Source organism: Asticcacaulis benevestitus DSM 16100 = ATCC BAA-896 (assembly GCF_000376105.1).
Taxonomy (GTDB): Bacteria; Pseudomonadota; Alphaproteobacteria; order Caulobacterales; family Caulobacteraceae; genus Asticcacaulis; species Asticcacaulis benevestitus.
Genome location: NZ_AQWM01000044.1, coordinates 1 through 25,322, shown reverse-complemented (window position 1 = coordinate 25,322; position 25,322 = coordinate 1). Strand labels below are relative to the sequence as shown.

The 25,322-nt window shown below is 61.3% G+C and carries 13 protein-coding genes and 2 pseudogenes; 9 read left to right on the top strand and 6 right to left on the bottom strand.

The annotated features are described in order from the left end of the window. Nucleotides 1–406 precede the first annotated feature (406 nt). The 5 genes from B060_RS0121100 to B060_RS0121080 are packed head-to-tail and all read left to right on the top strand — an operon-like array spanning nt 407 to nt 10,674. Nucleotides 407–4,090: a DUF4132 domain-containing protein gene (locus B060_RS0121100; RefSeq protein WP_018083802.1), complete on the top strand. Its 3,684-nt coding sequence runs from the start codon at nt 407–409 to the stop codon at nt 4,088–4,090. Then, entirely contained in the window at nt 4,084–5,178 is a 1,095-nt protein-coding gene (locus B060_RS0121095; RefSeq protein ID WP_018083801.1) for an ATP-binding protein, read from the top strand. The genes B060_RS0121100 and B060_RS0121095 overlap by 7 nt, the downstream gene beginning before the upstream one ends. Next, nucleotides 5,178–7,526, top strand: coding sequence for a DUF5682 family protein (locus B060_RS0121090; protein ID WP_018083800.1), 2,349 nt, complete (start codon nt 5,178–5,180; stop codon nt 7,524–7,526). Before B060_RS0121095 ends, B060_RS0121090 begins: the two co-directional genes overlap by 1 nt. After that, nucleotides 7,523–8,653, top strand: coding sequence for a VWA domain-containing protein (locus tag B060_RS0121085; RefSeq protein WP_018083799.1), 1,131 nt, complete (start codon nt 7,523–7,525; stop codon nt 8,651–8,653). Before B060_RS0121090 ends, B060_RS0121085 begins: the two co-directional genes overlap by 4 nt. Further along, nucleotides 8,650–10,674, top strand: coding sequence for an SWIM zinc finger family protein (locus B060_RS0121080; protein WP_018083798.1), 2,025 nt, complete (start codon nt 8,650–8,652; stop codon nt 10,672–10,674). Before B060_RS0121085 ends, B060_RS0121080 begins: the two co-directional genes overlap by 4 nt. 261 nt (nt 10,675–10,935) lie before the next feature. Here the strand turns inward: B060_RS0121080 and B060_RS0121075 are convergent, their stop codons facing one another. After that, nucleotides 10,936–11,274: a hypothetical protein gene (locus B060_RS0121075; RefSeq protein WP_026173040.1), complete on the bottom strand. Its 339-nt coding sequence runs from the start codon at nt 11,272–11,274 to the stop codon at nt 10,936–10,938. Between the two features lie 293 nt (nt 11,275–11,567). Next, the gene (locus B060_RS0121065) at nt 11,568–11,807 is read right to left on the bottom strand and encodes a HEPN domain-containing protein (RefSeq protein WP_018083795.1); all 240 of its coding nucleotides are present in this window, start codon (nt 11,805–11,807) and stop codon (nt 11,568–11,570) included. Here B060_RS0121065 and tnpC point away from each other — a divergent pair. Next, a pseudogene (gene tnpC, locus B060_RS25465) lies at nt 11,798–13,012 on the top strand (IS66 family transposase); the annotation flags it as partial. The gene B060_RS0121065 and the pseudogene tnpC overlap by 10 nt on opposite strands. 144 nt (nt 13,013–13,156) lie before the next feature. Here the strand turns inward: tnpC and B060_RS0121055 are convergent. The 4 genes and pseudogenes from B060_RS0121055 to B060_RS25455 form a co-directional block, all read right to left on the bottom strand. Next, a complete protein-coding gene (locus tag B060_RS0121055; protein WP_018083793.1) occupies nt 13,157–13,753 on the bottom strand; it encodes a hypothetical protein in 597 nt (198 codons plus the stop codon). A gap of 561 nt (nt 13,754–14,314) precedes the next feature. Further along, entirely contained in the window at nt 14,315–15,682 is a 1,368-nt protein-coding gene (locus tag B060_RS25460; protein WP_018083791.1) for a S41 family peptidase, read from the bottom strand. 46 nt (nt 15,683–15,728) lie between these two features. Continuing rightward, nucleotides 15,729–16,277 carry a helix-turn-helix domain-containing protein gene (locus B060_RS0121040; protein WP_018083790.1) on the bottom strand — a complete coding sequence of 183 codons (549 nt, stop codon included), beginning with the start codon at nt 16,275–16,277 and terminating at the stop codon, nt 15,729–15,731. 197 nt (nt 16,278–16,474) lie between these two features. Beyond that, nucleotides 16,475–16,852: pseudogene (locus tag B060_RS25455) on the bottom strand (nucleotidyltransferase domain-containing protein); the annotation flags it as partial. On the opposite strand from B060_RS25455, the gene B060_RS28540 reads away from it, so the two are divergent. The 3 genes from B060_RS28540 to B060_RS25450 form a co-directional block, all read left to right on the top strand. Continuing rightward, nucleotides 16,767–17,276, top strand: a complete 510-nt coding sequence (locus B060_RS28540) for a DUF998 domain-containing protein (RefSeq protein WP_157405693.1) — start codon at nt 16,767–16,769, stop codon at nt 17,274–17,276. The pseudogene B060_RS25455 and the gene B060_RS28540 sit on opposite strands and share 86 nt — an antisense overlap. Before the next feature lie 36 nt (nt 17,277–17,312). Beyond that, nucleotides 17,313–17,912, top strand: coding sequence for an anthrone oxygenase family protein (locus B060_RS0121025; protein WP_081606975.1), 600 nt, complete (start codon nt 17,313–17,315; stop codon nt 17,910–17,912). A gap of 454 nt (nt 17,913–18,366) precedes the next feature. Beyond that, nucleotides 18,367–25,322: autotransporter-associated beta strand repeat-containing protein (locus B060_RS25450; RefSeq protein ID WP_018083786.1), on the top strand; the 6,956-nt coding region annotated here is incomplete at its 3' end.

The window sequence follows — 25,322 nt, the reverse complement described above, 5'->3', positions numbered from 1 at the left end:
AACGACCAGAGAAAGCACCAGGCTCTCGACTACAAGACCCCGAGGCAAATTTTTGAAGCGGGCCGCGCCTGTGGATATGTGCATAACGCAAGCGCGTTACACACATCCCCACAGCCTCAACAGCAAGAAAGGGATTCAATCGATCAAGGAAAGATGGTAGCCTGAAACACCGACATTCTGGCAAAATCGCCAGCGACAATTAACCGGCAAGACTCTCTATCTTAAGTCAGCCCACTTTCTGTCCAACTGACGGGGTCCACCTAAGTCGGGCCGCCGCGCCATGGGGCTCATCCGATGGAAAAAGCCGGCATAAGCATCTGGAATTACAGCGCAAGGTCGCATAGGCTGACGGTACCGGCTGTATGCCTTGCCTGATGTCAGGGCTGGCCGGGACAAGAGGGGGACGATGAATATTCTTTCAAAATTATTCGGCGGTAAGGGCAACGTTGGAAACGGCGGCGACGACAATCCCAATGCCGCTGAGGTTTCGGCCCGCATTGCCAAACAATTCGAGAAGCTCAGCAAATATCAGGCGGGCCTGGACAAGGCGATCGCCGCCTATGTCGCCAGAGGCGCCGGGGGGGGCGTCCTGTCGACCCTGTCGACTCATGCCGCACAACAGCAATGGCGCAGTGGTGGCATGTCCTGGCCGGTGTCGCACAATTACAAGGAGGTGTTCAAGCCGGCCCTGGAATGGGGCGACGACCAGCTGGCCAGGCTGGGCGACGTGCTGGCGGCGCTCAACCCCCTGGCCGGGCAGAAGTGGGGGGTGATCGGCAGCGATGCGTCGCCCGACTGGTTGCGCTATGCCCTAGCTGTCCGCGCCGAGCACAACCGCAAGGTCTGCAACATGGAGGCGCTAGCGCGCCTGGCGGCTGTCCGCGGTCTGGGCATCGACGTCCTGACCGACATCGTCTTCGGCCCGAACCCGGTGGCCTACGGCAATACGCATTGCGTCGACCTGTTCGACGGCGTCGACCAGTGGCTGAAGGCCAACGCCGCCGCTATCATGGCAAGTGCATCGCAACTGGCCGCCCAGCCGCGCGCCCAGCTGATGACAGCCATCGGCCGCTTCGGCCAAACCGAAACCTATCTCGACCTCCTGATGGACGGTGCGGTATCGACTGCGAAGACCGTAAAGGAAGCAGCGCAGGCGGCGCTGACGGGGGCGGACGGCGGCCGTTTGTCGGACCTGCTGCGCCAACGCTATGCGGGTGGTGCAAACGGCATACGCACAAAGCTGGTGGCCTTTGCTGCGCGCGCCTTGGGCGATGACGCCCGCCCGCTGTTGCAAGACTGGCTGTTGGCCGAAAGCGCACCCAAGGTCAAGCTGGCGCTCGAAAGCGCGCTCGGTGGGCTGCAGGCTGCCGCACGAGCAGAGGACGGCGATAGCGAAGCCGGGTACCTCGCGCTAGACGGATCGACCGTTGATATCCCGCCTGTGCCGGCCGCACCCGACGCACCGCCATTGCCGCAATCTGTGATCGACTTGCTCAAGCCGTCGATGGCTAGCTTTAACGCCGCGCTGGAAAAGTCGAGGCATGAGGCGACCAAGGAGAAATGGCACTGGAGCAAGAGCTTCACGCCCGTGGGCAGCGAGGCGCTGCGCGCGATCAAAGAGGCGGCCGAAGGCGGAAAATCGCGCCAGTCCGACGACAAGACCTACCAGTGGATGCAGATCCACGTGCCTTTCGACAAGTCGGGCATAGAGGCCTTCCTTTCGTCGCCATCCCTGACCCTGCGCCATATCGTCAATCTCTATATATGGAGCACGCGCGGCAACCTGTTCTGGGCATTCAGTTCCTATATCAACGGCCCGATCGGCGCTGAATTGCGCCACCGCGTCGCTGGCGGTGGGGATCTGCGCATGCTACAATCCATTTGGACTTCCGACGATGCCATCGTCGAGCATTTAACCAGCCGCTGGGGCAGTTCGATCGAGAATATCGACGCCGACCGCCTTTGGCCGCTGGTGGCGCAGCATTTCGACCATCTGGAAGAGGCGCTCGGTTTCCGGCCCCAATCGGGCAAGGAGCCGATGAATGTCGGCCCGGCCCTGGAACTGCTGGCGACGTTGCCCAAGGTGCCGCAACGCTTCCTGATGCCGCTGATGGCGATGGCCACAAGTACGCGCAAAGGGCCGCGCACCGACGCCCGCAAATTGCTGGCGGGGGCACCGGGTATAGACGGCCTTATAACCCGCATGCTAGAGGACGGAAAACAGGAGGTGCGTTCTGGAGCCGCCGAATGGCTGGCGCAACGTGGTGCCATCAGCGAAATACCCGCGCTGCGCAAGGCGCTGAAATCCGAAAAGAGCGATGTGGCCCGAGCGGCCCTGATCACGGCTCTCGAACGTCTGGGCGATGACGTGTCCGACGTCTTCGACCCCATCCGCATGAAGAAAGAGGCGGAAGCAGGCCTTGCCAAGACAACAACCAAAGGCCTGGAGTGGTTCCCGTTCGACGTCTTGGTCGCGCTGAATTGGCGAGACGGGATGGCGGTCGATCCCGTGCTTGTGCGCTGGTGGATCGTTCTGGCGGTAAAGCTGAAACAGCCGGGCGGCAACGCCCTTATGGACCTGTGGCTCGATCGGCTGGCGCCCGGTAACGCGCACCGGCTGGGGCTGCTGGTGTTGAGCGCCTGGATCGCGCAGGATACGCGTACGTGCACCCTCGACGAAGCCAATGCCTACGCTGAATCGACCGTCGACGCGGCGCTGCAGCAGAATGTGCAGTACGCAAAGCAGTGGCCGCAGTCGGCCAGCTACTTCATCACCGATCGCGAAAAGCTGTTCGCCCAAATTCGCACCAGCAAGCTCAACACCTATCTCGGCAGCGCTGCCGACAGCAAAGGCGTGCTGGGATTGACCACGCGTGTAGACGGCGCCGATACGGCCAGGCTTTGCCGCGCCTTCCTCAAGAATCATGGCTCGCGCGTTTCGCAGGCCAAGGCGATGCTTGACGCGCTGGCCGCCAATCCGTCGCCGGCCGCGATCCAGGTCGTATTAGCCACGGCAAATCGCTTCAAAGCCAAGACCGTCCAAGCCCACGCTGGGGCGCTGATCGAAGACATCGCGGCGCGGCGCGGCTGGACGACCGAGGAACTCGCCGACCGCACCATTCCAACAGCAGGCCTCGACGAAACCGGAGCCGCCGACCTCGACTGTGGACTTGATCGCACCTATCGCATGGTGCTCGATGCCACGGACGCCCTTGTCCTGCTCAATGCCTCGGGACAGCCTGTCAAGGCCCTGCCAGCCGCGCGAGTCGATGAGGAAAAGCCGCTGATCGAAGAGGCCAAGAAGTCACTTGCGACCGCGCGCAAAGAGATCAAGCAGGTCATACCGGACCAGAACACGCGCCTGCGTGAAGCTATGTGCCTGGAACGTAAGTGGTCCACCGAGGATTGGCAGCTCTATGTGCTGGGGCACCCGCTCGTCGCACGCTTGGCGCGGCGGTTGGTATGGATGGGATTGGATGCCGACGGCAAATGCATGGCGACCTTCCGGCCGCTGGATGACAACAGCCTTAGCGACGCCGACGACAACCGCGTCGATGTCTCGCGCTTCACGGCAGTGCAGCTTGCGCACAGCCGCCTGGTCGACGCTGCAACGGCCGGGGCATGGCAGACCCATTTGGCGGATTACGAGGTCTCGTCCCCATTCTACCAGTTGGGGCGCGACTTGCCGGCCTTTGATCCCGCTGCCAAGGATGACAAGTTAGTCAACGACCGCCGTGGCTGGATGATCGAGACCTTCAAGTTGCGCGGCGCCGCCGACAAGCTGGGCTATACTCGCGGCCAGGCCGAGGACGGCGGTGTATTCTTTACCTATGAACGCACCTATCACGCCGCGGGCCTTGTAGCGCTGATCCATTTTTCCGGCAGCCCGCTGCCTGAGGAGAACCTGCCGGCCGCCCTGCAGGAACTAACCTTTGCGAAACTGCGGCGCAATAGCGGCTGGCACGGCGCGCCGGTACCGCTGGACGACGTGCCGCCAGTACTGCTGGCCGAGACGCGGCAGGACCTCTACGACATTGCCGCCAAGGGCACCGGCTTCGATCCGGAGTGGGAGAAAAAGACACCATGGTAGCCGACACTGCCCTGCGGGCCTCTGCCGAAGCGCGGTATGCCGACGAACTGGTGCGCCTCAAGGCTGCCGACGACGGCCGCCGTCCCGCCGGCTGGAGTTTGAGCGCCCGCGCTGTCCGGAAATTCATCTTAGGCGACGAGGCCCTTAGGGTGTCGCGGAAGTTCTACGGCGACGATCCGCTGGTCGATCGCGCCATCGTCAGCCTGATGAGCCATCAGGGCCTGATGCTGGTGGGCGAGCCGGGCACCGCTAAGTCCATGCTGTCGGAACTGTTGACAGCCGCGGTCAGCGGACAGTCCGGGTTGGTGGTCCAGGGCTCGGCAGGAACGACCGAGGATCACCTGCGTTATGCCTGGAACTATGCGCTGCTGCTGGCCGAGGGGCCGAGCGAACGGGCCCTGGTGCCGTCGCCCGTGCTGACCGCCATGCGCGAGGGCCGCATCGTGCGTTTCGAAGAAATAACGCGCTGCCCGCAGGAGGTGCAGGACGCGCTGATCTCCATCATGTCGGAAAAGACCCTGGCCATACCGGAGCTGGGGGCGGACCGGGCCGTCCAAGCGCGGTCGGGCTTCAACGTAATTGCCACAGCCAACCTGCGCGACCGCGGTGTCCATGACATGTCGAGCGCACTCAAACGCCGCTTCAATTTCGAGACGGTGCGGCCGATCGAAGACCCGGCGTTTGAGCGCGAGCTGATCCTGAAGCAACTGAGCGAACGCTTAAGCGCTGCCGAGGTTACGGTCAGCGGTGAAACCGAAATCGCCGAACTGCTGGTCCAGACCTTCCAGGATCTGCGCACCGGGCGCACGCGCGATGGCATTGCGCTCAACCGCCCCGATGCCGTCATGTCGACGGCCGAGGCGGTCAATGTGCTGCATGCGGCCGCGCTGGACGCCGCCTATCTCGACGACGGCCGCGTCACCGGCCGGCACGTCGCCAACCAGATCCAGGGTGTGATCCTCAAGGACTCGGCCGAGGACGGCAAGCGCTTCAAGTCCTATGTCGACCACATCGTCAAGGAACGCGCCGGTCGGTCGGGGCCATGGCGCGACTTCTACCAGGCGGCCCGCGCGCTTAAGCTGGTTTGATGGCGACGGACATATACGATCCGGAGCGCGATCTCTACGTGGTGCCCGTGCGGCACCACAGCCCGGCCTGCGCCGCGCATTTGGCCGCGCTGATCGGCACGGTTCAACCGGGCGCCATCCTGATAGAAGGGCCCTGCGATTTCGATCCCCTGATTCCGCTGCTGGGCAATGCTGGGACAGTCCCCCCTGTCGCCGTCGTCGCGGTCGACGAACGCAAGGGCGAGGACGGAGGCAGTCGCGTCGTCAGCTATTTTCCCTTTTGCGCCCATAGTCCCGAATATGTCGCACTGACCCTGGGGACCGAGAGGGGGCTGCCGGTCGCCTTCATCGACCTGCCGATGTCGCATCGCGTAATGCGCGACGACGACGACGCCCGGGCACCCCAGTCGGAGGATGAGAAGCGCCTGACCAGCAACGATTATGTGCGCGCCTTGTGCAGGCGATTGGGCTGCCGCGACGGCAACGAGGTCTGGGACCACCTGTTCGAAACACAACTGCATCTGACCGACTGGAGATCCTTCTTTGGCGGCGTCGCCACCTATTGCGGCCATATCCGTGCGTGCACTGATCCGGCGCAGATGGAGGGGGACGGGACATTGGCGCGCGAAGCCCAGATGCGCGGCCTGATCCGCGATACCCGCCACCGGATCAAGGGGCCGATCGTCGCCGTGGTCGGCGGGTTTCACGCCTCGCCTCTGCTCGACAGGCGGGACGGCGAGGTTGTGAAGGCAAGTGGCGGGCGAGCCTATCTGGTGCGTTATGGCCACCGTCAGCTCAACGCGCTCACCGGATATCGGGCGGGCCTGCCGCTCCCGGCCTATTACGAAGGCCTTTGGGCGCGGCGGGCGCAGGGGCCGGACCTTTACGCTGACTGTGCTGCCGACCTGGTGACCACCTTCGCTGCTCATGTGCGCAACCGTATTCCGGGCTTCACGCCCTCCTTGCCGACCGTAGGTTCGGCGCTGGAAAACGCCCACCTTCTGGCGGAGCTTCGCGGGCGCCCCGGTCCTCTGCGAGACGACCTGCTCGACGCCTGCCGTTCTGCCTTTCTCAAGGGCGAGGATAGCGGAGACGCGGCGCCGGTCATGAGCGAGTTAATGGCGTTTCTCACGGGGAGTGCGTTGGGCGACGTGCCGCCGTCGGCCGGATCGCCGCCCCTGGTCGAGGCCGCCAGGTCGCGGGCACGGTCATTGGGATTTACGCTCGACGACGGCGAACGGCGCAATCGCGATCTTGACCTTTACCGAAAGGCTCGCCACCGAGACGCCAGCCGCTTCCTACACGCCATGACCTTCCTTGAAACGGGTTTTGGCCACCGCACAGCCGGTCCCGACTTCCGGATCGGCGTAGACCTCGACCGGCTGCATGAAATCTGGTCCGTTGCATGGTCGCCATCTGTCGAGGCTCGGCTAATCGAACTGGCGACGGACGCAGACACGGTTGAAGGTGCCGTAGCGGTGGCGGCACGCCGACGACTGCGAGATCTCGAAACACAAGGGCAGGGCAACAATGCGTCGGCCGCCATCGACTTGTTCATCGCGGCCTGCCAGGCGGGTATCGCCGCCGAGACGGGCCGCATTCTGCCCTTCATTGCCGACCAGGTGGCGGGCGACAGCGAACTCAAAACCGTGGCCGGCGCCCTACGCAATCTGGTGCAACTCTGGCGTAATGCGCCGGCGCTGGGGCTAGGCGAACGAGGTGACATCGAAAAGCGGCTGGGCGACGCCTGGCGACGGGCATTATTCCTGCTGCCCAATATTGCCAGCTTCGGCGAAGACCAGGTGTCGGATGCGCTCAGCGGGTTCGTGACGCTGCGTGAGGCCGCCGAACTGGCGGCCGGGCAGATTCCAGGCATCGCATCAGGTGATTTCGACGATGCCGCCGTGGCACTGCTCGGCGCCGATCTAAATCCGGCGCTGGCCGGCGCTGTATCGGCGGTGGCGCTGCTCGGCGGCCATGCCGATGCCGCCTGGCTGGGGGCGCGTCTGCGCGGCGATCTTGCCGGAGCCTACGGCGATGCGCGCGACCGGGTGGCCTTCCTGCGCGGGGTGATCACAGTGTCGCGCGAACTCCTGTGGTCGGTCCCCGAACTCGCAGCGACGATGGATGAGGTGCTGGACGCGGTCGGCGCCGACGATTTTCTGGCCCTTCTGCCGCATATGCGCCTTGCTCTTACCGGGCTTGATCCGCGCGACATCGACCGGCTGGCGCGCACCGTGGTGAACAGTCGCGGCGGTGACGCGGCGCGCATCACCGAGGCCTTCGCAGTCACCGAGGCTGAGATGGCGGCCAACATGGCGCTCGACCGTGCCGTCGCCGCGCGGCTGGCGGAAGCGGGGGTGACATGACGGACGAGGCCGAGGTCCTGCGGCGCTGGCGCATGGTGCTGGGCGGCTATGCCCAGCCTGCCCTCGACGGCGTGCGGCTGAACGCCCAAGATGCACGTGCCGACCGGGCGCTCGACTATCTTTACGCCCGCGAACTGGAAGGCCGGGGCCTCAAGCGCGGCAAGGACCGGAAGGGATCGCTCGATCCCAGTCAGTTGACGGCGCTCGGCTGGCTGGCCGAGGTCCGGGCCTTGTTCCCACAATCGGTGCTGGAGACCGTCCAGGCCCATGCCATCGACCGCCTGGGCATGAGCGAGCTCCTCAGGGACCCGGCGTTGCTGGGAGCGCTCGAACCCAATCGCGACCTTCTCAAGGCGCTGATATCGTTCAAGGGGCGCGCCAATCCGCAGGTCCAGGACAAGATTCGAGAGATTGCCAGGAAGGTGGTCGAGGAAATCCTTCAGCGCCTGCGCCCCCGGGTCCTCCAGGCCCTGTCGGGCCACGTCAACCGCTCTCGCCGCAGCCCACGCAAGTCGATGCAGAATTTCGACTGGCGCGCCACCATTCGCGACAATCTTAAAAACTACGATACCACGCGCGGCGTCATCGTCGCCGACCGTCTGCGGTTTTTCGCCCGCAGCGAACGCCGCATGCCGTGGCGGATCATCCTTTGCGTTGACCAGTCGGGATCTATGCTCGACTCGACTCTATTTGCGGCGGTCATGGCGGCCATCCTAACTGGACTGCCGTCGCTCGACGTCAAGCTGGTCGTCTTCGACACCAGCGTGGTCGATTTGTCCGCGGAGGCACACGATCCGGTCTCGGTCCTGATGTCGGTGCAACTTGGAGGAGGAACCGACATCTGTCGCGCCGTCACCTATTGTGAACAATTGGTCGAACAGCCTACGCGGACCGTCTTCGTCCTGCTTAGCGATTTCTGTGAAGGCGGGCCGGTGTCACCGCTGCTTGCCGCGGTGCGCCGGCTCAACGCGGCCCGGGTTAAGTTGATCGGCCTGGCGGCCTTGGGCGAGGGCGCAACGCCGGAATACGATCGCGCGACCGCCGAACGTCTGCAAGCAGCGGGTATGCAGGTCGCGGCGCTGACGCCTGACCGCTTCGCCGATTGGCTGGGGCAGGTGATAGCATGATCCCGGCCGGTCTTGCTGCGGCCCTTGCCGCCTTCGACGAAGCGGCCCTGATCCTGGTGGCCAACAAGGGGCTGGTACGTCGCGCCGCACGCGATGTCGAGGCGGGGCTGGCTGTGGTGCAGGAGGGCAGTGCTGACGCCGTGACCGTGGAATGCGACGGGGACACCGTCAGGCTCGACCGGCGGGGGCCGTCCTTCGCCAGTTGTACCTGCCCGGCGCCCGGCGTGTGCCGTCATCGCCTGGCCGCCGTCCTCGTCGTCCAAACGCAGGCGATGCCAGACCCGGCGGAGAAGGAAGGGCTGGGCGTGGCCAGTGATATTGCGGCCCTGCCGCTGGAGGCCTTAAGCAAATGGGCTGGAAAGGCGGCCTGGCGTGCCGCCTGCGAACTGGCCGCGGCGGGCGCTGAGGTGGCTCCGGACGGCGGGGGCTTCACGGTTATCTTTCCAGACGAAGGTTTCCTCGTTCGCATCCTGCCGGGCCAGGGCCTTGATGGCATGGTGTCCAAGGCCACGGCGGCCGCGCGCAAGGCTTTTCATGCTGCGGCCTGGCTGGTGGCAAGGGCGCATCTCGGGTTGGGAGCGCCGCCCGACAGCGAAGCGCCAGCGGGAGCGACAACCGAAGTGCCCGGCGCAATGCCTGGGTTTCTGGACACCGTAACGGAGACGTTGGAAGATGTCGTACGTCTGGGCTTCAACCTGGCGCCGGAGTCGCTGGAAGAGCGTCTCTTTCTGCTGTCGGTTTCGTCGCGTGCAGACTCCTTTTCTCGGCTGGCTGCGATGTTGCGCACCCTCTCCGCCCACGTGCGCAGTCGCAGGCGGCGGGATTTCACATCTGACCCTGACGGGTGTCTCGAACTTCTGGCCGACACCTTTCTTCTCGTTTCAGCCTTGCGCGGCGTCGACGAATTCACTTCCGCCGAACGCAGGGATGCGTTGTTCGGGCGTGCGCGCCGCGATTATATCGCCACGGCCGCGTTGGAACTGACCGGCTGCGGAGCCGAAATATGGACCACACCGGCCGGTGCGCGCGGCGTCACCGGTTACTTCTACGACGCGTCCTCCGATCGCTGGCTGACGGCTAGCCTGGCTCGCGGCGCCAATCAGGATCCTGGCTTCGATCCCGTCCGCGCCTATGAAAAGGAAAGCCTGTGGAGCGGCAAGACCGTCCATGAGCTTTGCCACGCCGAGGTGAGGCTCCACAAGGCGCAGGCCTCGGACGATGGCCGGCTGTCGGCGGCATCAGGTGTAATGATCGCCGCGCTTGGCACGCGCACTGTCGCCGACACTTGGCCGTGCCTGTTCGACCATTGGGACAGGTTGGCCACGAGGCTAAATAGCCGCATCAGCGACGGCCGGGCCGAGCCCGTCCTGCTTAGGCCTGCTGCCATGGCGAGGCCGGCTTTCGACGATCTGACTCAGATTCTGAGCTGGCCTTTGCGGGACAGCGAAGGACGGTGGTTAGCGGTGTCGCTGGAGCATGGCCGGGACCGGGCAGCCCTGGTTGAGGCGTTGCAGACGGTTGCGGAGTCTGGCTGGTCCGGCACAATCATGGCGCTCGCCTCTATCGACGGCCGAGATTTCCGTCTCCGTCCTGTCGCGCTGATCGACGAGGATACGGGCTATAATCTCGGTCTTGACGATCTTCGTCCCCTGATGTTGGGAAGCTGGGCCCAGAAAACCACACTTTTGATGCGCGATATGAAGGCCGCGTTGGGACACACGCCGAAAACTTTCATTTCCGTGCCATCTTCACGGGCGTCGCAGCTTGTTCATGCGGCTTGGCAATCCGTGCTCAATGCGTTGGAAATTGGTCCGCGGCACGCGCTAGCCATCGATTGCAGCGAAATGGAGCGCCATGCGAAAGATCTTCACAACGCTGGATTTCCGACTCTCGCCGAAAGCATTGCTCTAACGGCCCGCGCCGATGCGACGGGCGCGCCCTTCAGCCTGCTCAAAGCCGCAAGCGCCCTGACGCTGGCACGGCGTCTCATGATACGTCTGCCCTACCTACGAGGGAATTAGGACTTGTTCCGTGTGGTGGCCTTTGTTCCATGGGGAGCCATGTGTGGGTTACGGGTCTTCAGACATTACGGGTTCTCCACCAGCCCTCCTACTGTAACTCGGTTCTGCATCTAACCAGTATAACATAGCGTAAAGCGATCACCGACGAGGGGAAATCGGGGCAAATGTCTCCTAACAGGCGGCGCATCTGCTCCAACGCGCTATGACCGCAATGGGCGGATATTGTTGAAAAAGTCGCTGTGGTGCACCGTAGAAGCTAGTCTAGCGTTTGAACGCCTGATAATTCGGGTAGTGTGCGAAGTAGGTCTCGTACCCTGGATATGCGATACCCAGTACAGTGACTTCAATCTCGCCTAACGTATGACTAAAGTCTTCGATCCCTGTACCTTCACTGTCGATCTCACCAAACTCGGCGCTGCGAACTATGAGTTGGATAGTTCTCCGCTCCTGGTAAACCCCATCAATGGCACTGGCGTGCAAGTCGCGCACATAGTCAGCGGTTGGCTGGAAGGGGCCAGCGGCCACTCCCATGGAGGGGTCGACACAGTCCAGGTCGCTGTGTCCTATTAATTTATTTTCGTATAAAATGTCGACCTTCACATCTAACTCTCCTACGCCAATCACCGATACCACAGGTATTTGATGTTACCTGATTATCCTCACGATGATTCAAATTTTTTAAATGGCTTGCAAAGGATTAGCTGGATGATGGGCAAAGCTAAGGTCGCGCAGGCAGCGTTTTTTTACGAGTTCGAGCGTGAACACCATGTGCTTTTCGGCCACGTTATTTTGAGCGATTGATCGGTTATTGGATCTATCGACTATTAGGACGCACCTTTGGCCCTTCTATAGCGAGATAGGGCAGTACCCTGCGATTTGGACGGAAGGTAGAATTATGGCGCGATGTGCGCTTCGCAAATTTGCTTTGTCTTCTCCGTCAGCAGGCCAACCCGCTCTTGTAGCCATTCCAGCTCTTCGGCTGTAATTTCATATTCCGCTGAATAGCGCGCTTCGACATAGGCCCGTTGCAACTTCGCGAAACAGCGCCGCGCGAACTTGTCATCGTCCGGCCAGACATCTCTTAGCCGATCATCTAAACCTTCGGCTTGCGATCTGAGGAAACTCAGCACCATGCAGTTGCCCGACCTGCGGCGGCTCGTCGTTCCTGAAGGCGGCCGATAAGGTCGTCGAGGTGATGGAGCATGTGCCGGAGTCGGTGAAGATCGTTCGGCACGTCGAAAAGCGCATGATATGCAAGGACTGCGACACGACGGTGGCGGGCGAAATGCCAAAACTGCCGATCGAGCGAGGCAAGCCCGGGCCGGGCTTGCTGGCGCACATTATGGTCGCCAAGTTCGATGATCACATCCCACTATATCGTCTCTCGGAGATGTATGATCGACTGGGAATAGACATCTCCAGATCCGTCATGGCGGACTGGGTCGGACGAGTGTCTGTGCTGATCGATCCGATTGTTCTGCTGATCAAAGCCTACATCAACGACGCCGACCGAATACACACAGACGATACACCGGTTGATGTCCTGGACCCTGGGCGAGGAAAGACCGCGACGGGAAGGCTTTGGGTGTACGTATTCGATGGAAGTGGCCATCAGGATCCAAAACCCAAAGCTGTCGCCTACTATTACAGTTCCGACCGCAAGGGCGTACACCCGGCTGATCACCTCGCCACCTTCAGTGGCGTGATGCATGCCGATGGCTATGGTGGCTACAAGAAGCTTTATGGCAACCAGATCACCGAGGCTGCATGCATGGCGCACGTGCGCCGCAAGTTCCATGACGTCATCAAGCTCAAGGCGTCGCCGGTTGCCGAGGAGGCCTTGACTCGTATCGGCGCGCTCTACGATATCGAAGACCGGATCCGCGGCATGACGGCCGACGAGCGCCGATCGATGCGCCAGCAACACGCCCGGCCCATACTGGACGACCTGAAGGTCTGGATAAAAGACACCCTGCCGACCGTGCCGCAGAAGCATAAACTGGCCGAGGCCATGCGCTACGCACTATCCAGATGGGACGCGCTCAGCGTCTATATCGATGACGGCCGCGTCGAGATCGACAACAATATTGCTGAGCGGGCGATCCGTCCGATTGGAATCGGTAGAAAAAATTGGCTATTCGCCGGTTCCGACAAGGGCGGCGAGCGCATCGCCAATGTTTTGACGCTCATCGAGACGGCGAAGATGCACGGGCACAATCCCGAGGTCTACTTCACGCAAATCCTGTCAGTCATCAAGGCCTACCCAAAAGAGCGGCTACATGAGCTCCTGCCTTGGATTATGCCACCGGCGAAAAACAAACTGGAGAAAGCTGTCTGATGCCTCGCTCGCGGCTAGGCCACCAGTCGGCGAAACTCAAAAATCCATTCCCCGGACGCTCACGCATTTTACAGCTTTCGTAAAAGAGGTCACGTCCAGCTTGGAGGCGCGCGCAATAGGCATGAGCGCGAGACAAGGGGGGCATTATTGATCGGTGGTAGATAGCCGTGCATCTAGGGTATGGCCGTCGATTACGGGCGGCGAAGGCGTCCAACAGCGTTTTAGGCCGTCTTCGGCTTCGCGCCACCAAGTGACGAGCGGACCAACGTATTCTCTCAAAATTTTCGGATGGTTCCCGCTGGCCGAGAAAGGGGCAAATTCGAGCGATATTAGCGCGGCATCCGTCATCAAAACCGCCGGCTTTTCGCGTCCAGTCTCCCGGAAATCCGCGAGACCCTCAACATAAATACTCAATTCAGGACAATTCATAGATGTCGCCCAATCATGGACAGTTTCGTCGCTTTCTAAGCACTTACCTTCGTCAGACTTCTTACCACACCAATTTCGGTCTCGCCGTTGCCTTTCTATAACCCATTGTTGCCCCTCGCTCATGTCCTCTTCGGCGAGGACCACAACGGACTCGTCAATTTGAACTCCGAGGCCGCCTCCATGTTGTTGCAGCCTAAAATGTTCCGTAATTGAAGGGGGCTTGATTGGAGACTGCGCACTTGAGTCAGTGGCCGCGATGCTGAGCAATCCGTAAAGGGCTATGGGGAGAAATTGGCGTAAGGTCATGTTCAAAACGTAACTCACGGCAGAACTGAGTCAACGACTTTCAGGGCATTCGCAGAATCCAATGCATGCTTCGGGCGCACAGGCGTCGACGACTATTGCCTAATGCGGAAGTGGCTAGCTCGCGGCGCCTTAAACCGAGCGGACATGCAGGAGCGGTCGCAACGCCTCCTATTGGCGTGGCGCATTCGCCCAATGGTTGGGGGGGCTTCCGAGCCCGCGCCGCTGTCATATGGCATCGCGACCTATTTGGGCCGGTACTGGCATGCGGCGATCTTGCCGCCCGGTTCCATGGCGACAGTGAAAACAAGCGTGCCGTTGTCAAACCTGGCCTCATAGACGTCCTGGCTGAGGTCGTCGACCTCGACGAATACACGTCCTTGAGAGTGCCCAGCCTTTTCAAGTCCGCTTGATAGGCAGCCATTTGCTGCCCGGCGAACCACCCCATGGCGCCGCCCACGATATCGTCGGGCACGCGGCCATCGGCCATGGCAGGCATGAGGTGGCAGGCCGCCGTGGCTTGTCGAAACTAGCTGTTCGTCGAGCGCCTGAAGCATGTCTCGCAGGACGTCAGTACGGCTGCCCGAGGACTGCGGAAATCTTGCTGTCCGGTGCGAGCACAATGGTGAAGCGCACAGTGCTCTTGTCGGCGAAGGCGAAGTCATAGACGTCGCCGCCTCCTATATCGACGCGAATGAAGGTCACGCCCGTAAGTGCGCCACGCCGGCTCAAATCTCTCTGCACGAAGTCTAAATCCTCTTTCGTCTCCTTGACCATGTCTTCAGTCATCATCTCAAGCGGCGGATGACCGCTGGCCATGCCAGCTTCCCATTTACGCAACGCGGCTTCGCTGCCCGGCGCGGCCGTCGAGCGGGGTGGCACCAGCAGGTGGGCTTCGGTAACGGCTTCGGGCGTGTCGGCAGCCGCCTGGACGGGACGGCCAAGGGCACGCAAGGCCATAGAATACGTCGTGGAAAAGCTCAGCGCCGGCGCGGTGGCGACGTCCGGGTGGACGCCCGTGCCTTCCCAGCTTGTGTGGGTTATCGGGTTTTCGGCGCGGCCGCTCGGCACGAACAGGCCAAGACCGGAACCGATCGGTTGTGTGCCGCCGGGATTGGCGCCGCCGCCGGTGACTTCACCGACCAGGGTCCCGCGTTTTAGGGTCTGCATGTCGTACGAAAACTCTTCGCCGCCGGAGAATGTATTGGGACCCGTGATAAGATAAACCGCCTTATTCAGGTAGCTTGTAGGAACCGGCTCGGTCGAGAAGACCTCACGATTGTAATCCGTCGTGCCCGGCTTACGCCAGATTAGGTCATTGACATGGACAGGCGTCTTCCCATCAAAGAAGAAGCTGACCAGATAGGAAACGGCCGCCGGATCGCCGCCGCCGTTGCCGCGCATGTCGATGATCAGGGCGTCCGTTGACGCCAGAAGGCTCATCACCTTATCGGCCCCTTGGCGGGACAACGATTTGGGCATGAAACCGTTCAGGACGATATAACCGATATTTCCTTTCAGCCGGTCGGCCTGCATAAAGGCGTAAAGGCCGATCGACGGCGGCGGGCCGGAAGGCTTATCGGCCATTGGCTCGGCGGCGAAAGCGCGCAGGTGCTTGTCATGAGTCAAGCTCTGGAGGTCCTTGGTCAGCTGGTCTGCAAAGCTGGCCGGCGTGGCAATCGCGTCGTACTTGCCACTGTTGAGGTTCTGGGTGAGCAGGGCAGCCGCCTTCATGCCGATATCTGGATAAATGTAATCGTCGGTCAGTAGTTTGCCGGCCGCTGCAATGGCTTGACGTTTGGCCGCGGCGTCGAAAACTGGAGAGGACGGAGTGGTTATAGTTGCAGGTTGCGCTGATGCGATATGAGGGGCTGAAAGCGCCACCGACACAAAAACTGCGACCGCGCTTACGAAAGCCAGGTATCTGAAGCGACGCATGTTATTCTCCTCTGATTTTAGCGGCCCACCCGCCATCTAAACTATTTTACAGGATTTCCGGTGTCATTGCCGCCGCAGCGATCCGATCGCCGAAAGGTCGGCGTTCCAACGCATCAATGGCTTCTTCCAAGATACGCGAAATTGGAAAGGCCAGCTCAGCATCGAGCGCGTCAGCCGCCGTGTTCACGTTAAGCCAGATGCGCTTCAACACTGGTATCATTGCCTCGGCCTTCGCCGTCATCGAAACGACTTGCTCGCGCTGGTCTACGCCTCGCCGCAGATCAACAACGTCCGTGCGCGCCATTTGAGCGATCGTCTGGCTGGCAGCCGAATGGGTTAGACCTGCGTGCTTCGCCAGCGCCTTGATCGATGAGGGGCCCAGCTCCATTAGCGAGCGAAGCACAGGTGTGTAGCGAGGTCGGTAGTCAAGTCCCGCCTCGACGTAGGCGCCCTCTACCGCCTCGTCGAGATTTTCGACCAGGTGACGCAGCAGTGTCCCGAGTGTGCGATGGGGAGCAGCCATAAAAATAAATAACAGCGCTGTTATATTTTTGCAACCGGTTTTTCCGTCATCGACGATCGCGTTAATACACATCAAGGGTTTCAGCTATCGGCTGCAAAAAGGTGCTCCACTTTCCTCGGTCTTGATCATAAGGAAACTTGCTCAAGTGCAGGTCTTGGCGCTTTGTCCGGTTTCGAAATTTCGTAGTGAAAGCTGAATGTCCGTGTGTGGACGCCCCCAGAAATGCAAGCAGAATCTTGGGATCAAATAACAAGTTGAACGGGTGCAGTCGGACGCCCCTTGGCAAGCTGGTCGTTTACATCGGCCAGATCGTGGACGATGAAGTTGACCGGCGTTTTGATATTTTGGGTGACCGTCACCTCGCGGATGAAATGCTCGTCAGCCTTGCCCCAATATTCGTGCAAATCGGTGAACTGGTGGCTGTTGACGACGATCAGCAGATCATAGTCAGATCGGCAGCCCGAAAGCCGGTCTTCCACCCAGTCGCCGCGAGCATAGGAGCCGAAAAGGATAACCTTCAAAATACGACCGAGCTTGCGTTTGTCCGATAGCTTGGTCTTGGTGACGTCCTCGAACTCATCGAACAGCACCTTCACCACGCGCTCAGCCTTCGTCTCGATCGCCCTTGGTTGTCTGAGTTTGGCGATCGGTTTGCAGGCCGGGCCGAAATCATGGCTGGGCCGGATCGGCGCGTTTCTCCTGCTCATCGCCTTCGCCGGACTTATCGTGACCGCGTTGTTCCCGACCAATCTTGAAACCGCACCCCCGACCCAAACCGGTAACATTCATACGATCAGTTTACTGGTGAATGTCGCCAGCATCTTCATTTCGACCCTGTGTCTGGCTTTCAGTTATGGGGGTAGCCTCGATTGGCGCCAACACAGAACGCCGGCGCTGATCTTCGCTGGACTCCTCGCCTTTGCCTTCGTAGCGCAGTTTATGACCCTGCATCGAGGTGCGCCGTATGGGATCACCAACCGGCTCTTTGTGGCGGTTCTGAGGACATGGCTGATATCGAACAGCCTCTGCCTGAGGGTGGTGACTGGCAGAAGGCATCAATCCGAGTCATAGTCGCGCATGCCCAACTTAACATCTTGGAGGATGCTTATGACCAGAGAGCGAACAACAAGAGTATTTCTATGGCTCGCGGTGCTTGCCGGAGGGCCGCTGGTCGGTGCGAAGCTATTTGACCTGCTTGTCCTCGCGGGCGCCTGGAGTGCCAATCCACCCCAATCTCTCGCGATGATGCCCTATGGCAAGGCGTGGCCAGTCGACACGGGTGTGTTCTTCATTCCGTTCTCGGCGGCAATGCTGGTCGCGGGCTTCGGAGCGCTCATTGCAGGCTGGAACACACCATGGCGATATCGTTGGCTATTGTGCGTCCCGTCGGTTGGCATTCTCACATTGCTCATCCTGACGGTGGCCGCGTTCTGGCCGATGAACGCGGCACTCTTCTATCATGGCATCGGCTCGCCGAAGAACAGCATAACGGATGCTGAATCGATTGCGATGGCGCGGCTCTGGGTACAGCTCGATTGGGTGCGCGTGCTGGGCGCCACAGCCGCGTTCGTCGCCGCACTGAGGGCGCTGACCTTGCCCTGGCCGCAAGATGTTGCCGCTAAGGACCCGCCGATTGTGCGCGCATTCCTCGGCCTTGCACTCCTTGGCGTGGCAGGCTTCGTGGTTTGGTTCGTGTCGAATATCTAGTGTCGGGCCCTTGAGGCTGCACTTCAAGATCATTCGGCATAAGGCTATGCATAACAGAAAGGGTGAGATGATCGGTCATGCCTGGCCCATCGAGGCGTACGGCATACTGAGCTTGCCGTGCCGGTCAGCCAAACCTTTCATGGCAGGCGTCATTAGAGGAACAGACACCTATAAATTCCAATTTTACAGAAATAAGTGCCAAGCTTGTTGCGCAAGCCCTGCTTCAGATCAGTATGTGTTAAAATTGTAAAATGCTTCGATTTATGACGTTCCAGCTTATGTAAGTATATAATAACAACTAACAAGTATCTCTGGATGGTTATACTGCGAAAAATTGTTGCAAGACTGACATATCGACGCTTTGTTAACAAATGACCGGTAATTTTGCGGTATCCCTTGGTGGGATAGGTGGTGCTGCGGCACGACACCCGCGAATCCGGGCAGGAGCGACAAAATGGCGGCGAAGCCGGACAAGTCAGTTGTGCGCGCTCGACGCGCCGGGGTCAGCAAGCTCGCCAGCGGAATCTCCTGGACAGCGCTCGCCATGGCCTGCGCCTTCTCGTCGACTGTTTCTGCCGAAAATTACGCAGTCAGCAACGGGAACGAACTCCGGGACGCCATCACAGCGGCCAACGCCAATACCACCGATCCCAGCGCCACGATCACACTTTCGGCCAGCTTTGCGCTGACCAATCTACCGACCGCTGTCAAACCCATCACGATCGATACTCAGGGTTTCACGCTCAGCGGCACGCCGACGATGTCAGGTCCGTCTGGTGCCGGGAGCCTGACGTTCATCGGCACGATAGCCGGCGCCAGCGGTGCCCCGGCGAGCACGACCGCAGGCCAGGTGGGGCTTCTCGTAAACGGCGGGGCGTCGGCCATCAACAGCGGGTCGATTACAGGCGGCGATGGCGGCTCAGGGGGAGGCCAGGCCGAGCGCGGCGCCCGTGTGTACGATCCCAATTCGTCCCTGATCAATAACGGGACGATCAGCGCCGGAATGAATTATTCGGGATCCGTAGCGATCAGCGGCGTGACGATCAGCAACGGCGGGACGCTGATCAACAATGGCGTCATCCAGGGGGCGGGTAGTCAGAGCGCAAGCGCATTGGCCGGATCCGGGGTCGACATGGGGACCATCTCCCGATCCGACACCCTGATCAACACCGGCACGATCCGCGGCGGTACCGGGACGGGTGGGGCGCTGGGTGGCGCGGGTGTTACCTTGCGCCTCAACACCCAGCCGGTCGTCAATGCCGGCACCATAGAAGGCGGCAACGGTGCGGTGGCCGTGCTCGCGACAGGCAGCGCCAAAGTGTCATTGGTCAACAGTGGCATCCTGCGTGCCGGCACGGGCCAGGCCAATGCCCTGCAAATGGGCACGGGGGCCTTGACGCTGGAACTCCAGGCCGGATCGACCATCCAGGGCAATGTTGTTGCGAGCAGCTCCAATGTGAATGATACGCTACGGCTCGGCGGGGCCACGGATGCGACGTTCGATGTCTCGACGATCGGCGCCGCCGCGCAATACCAGAATTTCGATATATTCCAGAAAATGGGGACAGGCACCTGGACCCTTACCGGTGCGGGTACCGCGACGACCAACTGGGATATTCAGCAGGGCACGCTGCAGATCGGCAGCGGTGGCACGACTGGCTCGATCATCGGCAATGTGACGAACGCCGGCACGCTGGCGTTCAACCGCAGCAATTCACTCACCTATGCCGGCCTTATCAGTGGGACCGGTGCTGTAACACAGATCGGTTCCGGCACGACGATCCTGACAGGTGCGAACACCTATAGCGGCGGCACGACGATCACCGCTGGCATACTGCAACTCGGCGCTGGCGGCACGACGGGATCAATCCTGGGCGACGTGGTCAACAACGGCACGCTCGTGTTCAGCCGCTCGGACGCATCGACCTTCGCTGGCGCGATTACCGGCACCGGCTCGCTCAACAGTATCTCCGGCGGCACCACCACGCTCACGGGCAACAGCAATTATGGCGGGGCGACCAATGCCAGTGGCGGCGGCGAGATCCGCATCGCTGGCGGGGCCACCGTCACCTCCGGAGCTGCATCGCTGTTCAGTGGCGCAAGGCTCACCGTCGATGGCGCAGGAACCGTGTTCAACGCCACGACGATCACAGCGCAATCTGCCACCGGCGTTGCCAGCAGCGTGAATATCCAGAACGGCGGCGTGGTTCGCACGACCGGGAACATGGTTGTACGTAGCGCTCCTGCCGGGCCTGTCCTGACGACACTGAACGTTTCTGGAACCGGGTCATTGGCGGATATTGGCGGTGCATTGACGGTAGCCACGGCTGGCAACACCCTCATAGCAGGCGTGAACGTGAGTGCGGGTGGCAAGCTGACGACCGGTGCGGCGAGTGCGATGGGTGCCACTGCGGGCAATACGACCGCGCCCTTTATCGTGATCGACGGGACGGGAAGCGACTGGACCAGCGCCAGCTCGCTGACGATAACGAATGGCAACTTCTCGCTGACCAATGGCGGCACGGGAAGCTTCTCCACCGTTACGGCGGGAACGGTTTCGGCCGCGCGACCGGGGGCAGTGACCATCTCGGGCACGGGTTCGCAACTGACCACGAGCGGGAACCTTGTCATAGGCAGTGGTGCGGGCACGGGCGCGCTCACGCTCGCTGATGGCGGACAAGCGAGTGTCGGCGGGTCGCTCCTGTTGGGCAATGGTGCGAATTCGACCGGTATCCTCAACCTCGGCGGCGCCGAAGGGCAATCGGCCGCAGGCACGGGTGCGTTCAACGCCGCAGCGCTTGTCTTTGGCGGCACCGGATCGCGCATCAACTTCAACCACACCGATTCCGCCTACAGCTTCGCGACGCTTTTGAGCGGCGCTGGCGTCGTCAACCAGGTGGCGGGCACGACCGTCCTGAGCGCCAACAACAGCTATTCGGGCGCCACCACGGTCTCGGGCGGCACCCTGCGGATCAATGGCGACCAGTCGGCGGCGACCGGATTGACCAGCGTGCTGAACGGCGGCCGCCTTGGCGGCAGCGGCACCATCGGCGGCAATGTGACCATTGCCAATGGCGGTGTTCTGGCCCCCGGTAATAGCCCTGGCACGCTCACCATCAACGGTGATCTCACCCTGAACAACAGCTCCCTGCTCGATTATGAGTTTGGCCAATCCAGCGTAGCCGGCGGACCGCTCAATGATCTCACGGTTGTAAACGGCAACCTGACACTCGATGGCACGATCGACGTGACGGTCTCGTCTGGTGGTAATTTCGACACTGGCGTCTACCGTATTCTGAGCTATGGCGGCGCGCTGACCGACAACGGCCTGACCCTCGGCACGATGCCCGCTGGCAGCGTCGTTGGCGTCCAAACATCGGTTGCGGGCCAGGTCAATCTGGTCAATTCTGCCGGGGCGACGGTCAATTTCTGGGACGGTACGGGTCCGAAGCTCGATAGCTTCGTCAATGGCGGCAGCGGCGTTTGGCAAAACAGCGCTGGCAATGATAACTGGACCGACATCTCCGGTACCTTCAACAATGCTTATAATGACGGCGCTTTCGCAATCTTCTCGGCCGCGCCGGGCACGGTGACGGTCGACAACAGCTTAGGCGCGGTGACTGCCTCGGGCATGCAGTTTGTCAGCGACGGCTATATCCTCACCGGCGGCAATATCGGTCTCACCGGATCGCAATCGGTCATCCGCGTGGGCGACGGCACGGCGGCGGGTGCCGGTTACACCGCGACCATCGCATCCGCACTGACCGGCACCGCTCAACTGGTGAAGACCGATCTCGGTACGCTCGTGCTCACCGGCAACAGCAGTTATACCGGCGGCACGCAGATCAGTACGGGCACGCTCCAGATTGGTGATGGCGGCACAAGCGGCAGTCTCGCGGGCGACATCCTTAACAACGCAACCTTGGTGGTGAACCGTTCGGATGCGATCACGCTCGATGGCGATCTTTCGGGCACTGGTGCGCTGACCAAACTTGGTGCTGGCACACTGACCTTGACCGGCACCGGCACCTATACAGGCGGCACAACGATCACCGCAGGCGGCCTCCAGATCGGCAATGGCGGGGCGACCGGCAGCCTTGCGGGCAACATCACGAATAACGGCGCTTTGGAGTTCAACCGCTCGGGCAGCCTTGTCCTCGCCGGCCTGATTTCCGGGACAGGATCGGTGCGACAGTCCGGATCGGGCACGACCATCCTGACCGGCGCCAACAGCTATACTGGTGCCACCAACGTCGCCACGGGTACACTGCTCGTGAACGGCGACCAGTCGCTGGCGACCGGCACCGCGACCGTCTCGGCGACGGCGACACTGGGCGGCACCGGCATCATCGGTGGCAATGTCGATATGAGTGCTGGCGGCACCCTGGCGGCCGGCAGCAACGGCGCCGGCACACTGACGATCAATGGCACTCTTGCGCTTGGCAACACCTCGCAACTCAACTTTGAGTTTGGGCAGGCTAATGCCGTGGGTGGACCGCTTAACGATTTGATCAATGTCGGCGGTAGTCTGACCCTCGACGGTACCATCAATATTGCCACGGCGCCCGGCGGTAGTTTCGACATTGGGCTCTATCGCGTCGCCAACTATGGCGGCACATTGACGGATAATGGGCTCTTGGTTGGCACCGTGCCGGTCGGCGCCGGTATCTTTGTCCAGACCTCGGTAGCCAACCAGGTCAACCTGATCAACACCACTGGCGCGACACTCAATTTTTGGGACGGGGCGGCCGGCCCCAAGTTCAATAATGCTGTCAATGGTGGCAATGGCGTGTGGCAGTCCAAGACGGGCAACAGCAACTGGGCCGACGCCAGCGGCGCCGTGAATGCCGGCTATTCGGACGGCGGCTTCGCGGTCTTCGCCGGAACGTCTGGGCTTGTCACGATTGATAATGGTCTGGGTGTGGTCACGGCCTCTGGATTACAGTTCGCGAGCACCGGCTATGTCGTGACGGGTGATCGCCTGACACTCACGGGACCGCAGTCGGTAATACGGGTTGGTGACGGTACGGCGGCTGGCGCCGGCTACACCGCTGAGGTTGAGGCCGAACTCACCGGCAATGCCCAACTGGTCAAGACCGACCTCGGCACACTCGTGCTGAGCGGGACCAACAGCTACACGGGCGGCACAATCATCAATGGCGGCTTCCTCCGGATATCGAGTGACAGCAATCTCGGCGCCGCCAGCGGTGGTCTTGCAATCAATGGCGCAGGTCTTAATACCACTGCGGATATCACCTCGGTACGGACGCTGAGCCTTACGGGTTTGAGCCAGTTTCTGACGGATAATGGCACGACCTTGACGCTGACCGGCACGATCTCGGGTGCAGGCGCGCTCGTTAAGAACGGCGCGGGCACGTTGGTTCTTTCTGGAACAGGTAGCCATAGCGGCGGAACAAGCGTGACTGCAGGCACACTGCTGGTCAATGGCGACTATGGAGCGGCGACAGGCGAGACCAGCGTGGCCAACGGCGCGACGCTCGGCGGTTCGGGCAGCATCGGCGGCGATGTTACGCTCGCCGACGGCGCGACCCTCGCACCTGGAGCGAACGCATCGGGGACGCTCACCATCAACGGAAACCTATCGCTTGCCGCCGGCTCTCAGCTCAACTTCGAACTTGGCGAGGCCGGTGTTACGGGTGGATCACTCAACGATCTCGTCAATGTCGGCGGCGCTCTCGTTCTCGACGGTACGCTGAATGTCGCAGTATCGACCGGCGGCAGCTTCGATATCGGCGCCTATCGCATCGCCAACTATGGTGGCACTCTGACCGACAACCGACTCGAGGTTGGCACGCTGCCGACCGGCACCGATGCCTTCATCCAGACCGCGGTGGCCAATCAGGTCAACCTGGTCAACACGGGCGGTGCGACGTTGAATTACTGGGACGGTGGCGGTGGCGCCAAGAACGACGAGCAAATCAGCGGTGGAAGCGGCGTCTGGCGGAACAGCAGGGGTACCGACAACTGGACCAATGCGAGCGGGGCGGTCAATGCCGGCTATGCTGACGGTGCGTTCGCCATCTTCGCAGGCAAAGGCGGCGCGGTCACGATCGAAAACGGCTTCGGAGCCGTCACGGCCTCGGGCCTGCAATTTGCGACCGATGGCTACACGATCGCCGGCGAAGCGTTGACGCTGATCAGCCCGCAGTCGGTCATCCGGGTCGGCGATGGCACACAGACCGGAGCAGGCTTCACTGCAAGGATCAGCTCGACGCTGACCGGTGCAACGCAACTGGTCAAGACCGACATAGGTACGCTCGCACTTGATGGCGCCAACACCTATACGGGCGGTACGCTGATCAAGGGCGGCACGCTTCAGATCTCCGCCGATGCCAATTTAGGGGACGTCGCCGGCGGCGTAATCCTCGACGGGGGCACCCTTGCGACCGCCGCAAGCTTTACGAGCGTACGCGACATTGGGGTGGCGGGCAAGGGTGTCATCTCGACGGCGGACAGCACGACCTTGACGCTCAGTGGTTCACTATCGGGTAACGGCGACTGGTCGAAGACCGGGACCGGCACGCTCCTTCTCGCAGGAAAAAGTGGTGGCTACACAGGTGCAACAACGGTTTCAAGCGGCACGCTTGCCGTCCAGGGGACGCTCGGTGGTCACATGACCGTCGGCACAAACGGGCGCCTGGAGGGAACGGGCCAGGTCGGTAGCGTGACCAATAGCGGGGTCATTGCGCCTGGGGGCGAGGCCTTTGGCACACTCACCGTGGCCGGCAGCTACGCCGGCAATGGCGGCATACTGGAAATCGTTGCCGCTTTGGGAAACGATAGCTCGCAAATCAGCCGCCTCATCGTCAATGGTGCGACGTCCGGCACCACACAGGTCGAGGTCCTCAACCGCAATGGTATGGGTGGCCAAACGATCGAGGGCATCAAGATCATAGACGTCACCGGCGCATCCAACGGCACTTTTGTGCTTGAAGGTGACTACGTCTTCGACGGCGAACAGGCGGTAATCGCTGGTGCCTACGGCTATCGACTCTACAAGAATGGCGTTGCCAATCCCGCCGATGGCGATTGGTATCTGCGTTCGGCGTTGCTCATTCCGGGCGATACCGATCCGTCACCGCTTTACCAGCCCGGTGTACCGATCTATGAGGTTTATAGCGCGAACCTGCAATCGCTTAACACCTTGCCCACGCTCCAGCAGCGCGTCGGTAACCGCACTTGGGCTGCCGGGGGTAATCCCGAAGGTAACGGTCTTTGGGGACGCACGGAAGGCATACGGAGCCGCGCCAACGCGGCGGTATCGACAAGTGGCTCCGATCAGGACATCGATATTTGGAAGATGCAACTGGGTGCCGATCAGTTGCTTACAACGACCGACAAGGGCGAGCGCCTGGTGACAGGTATCACCGTCACCTATGGTGAGGCCAG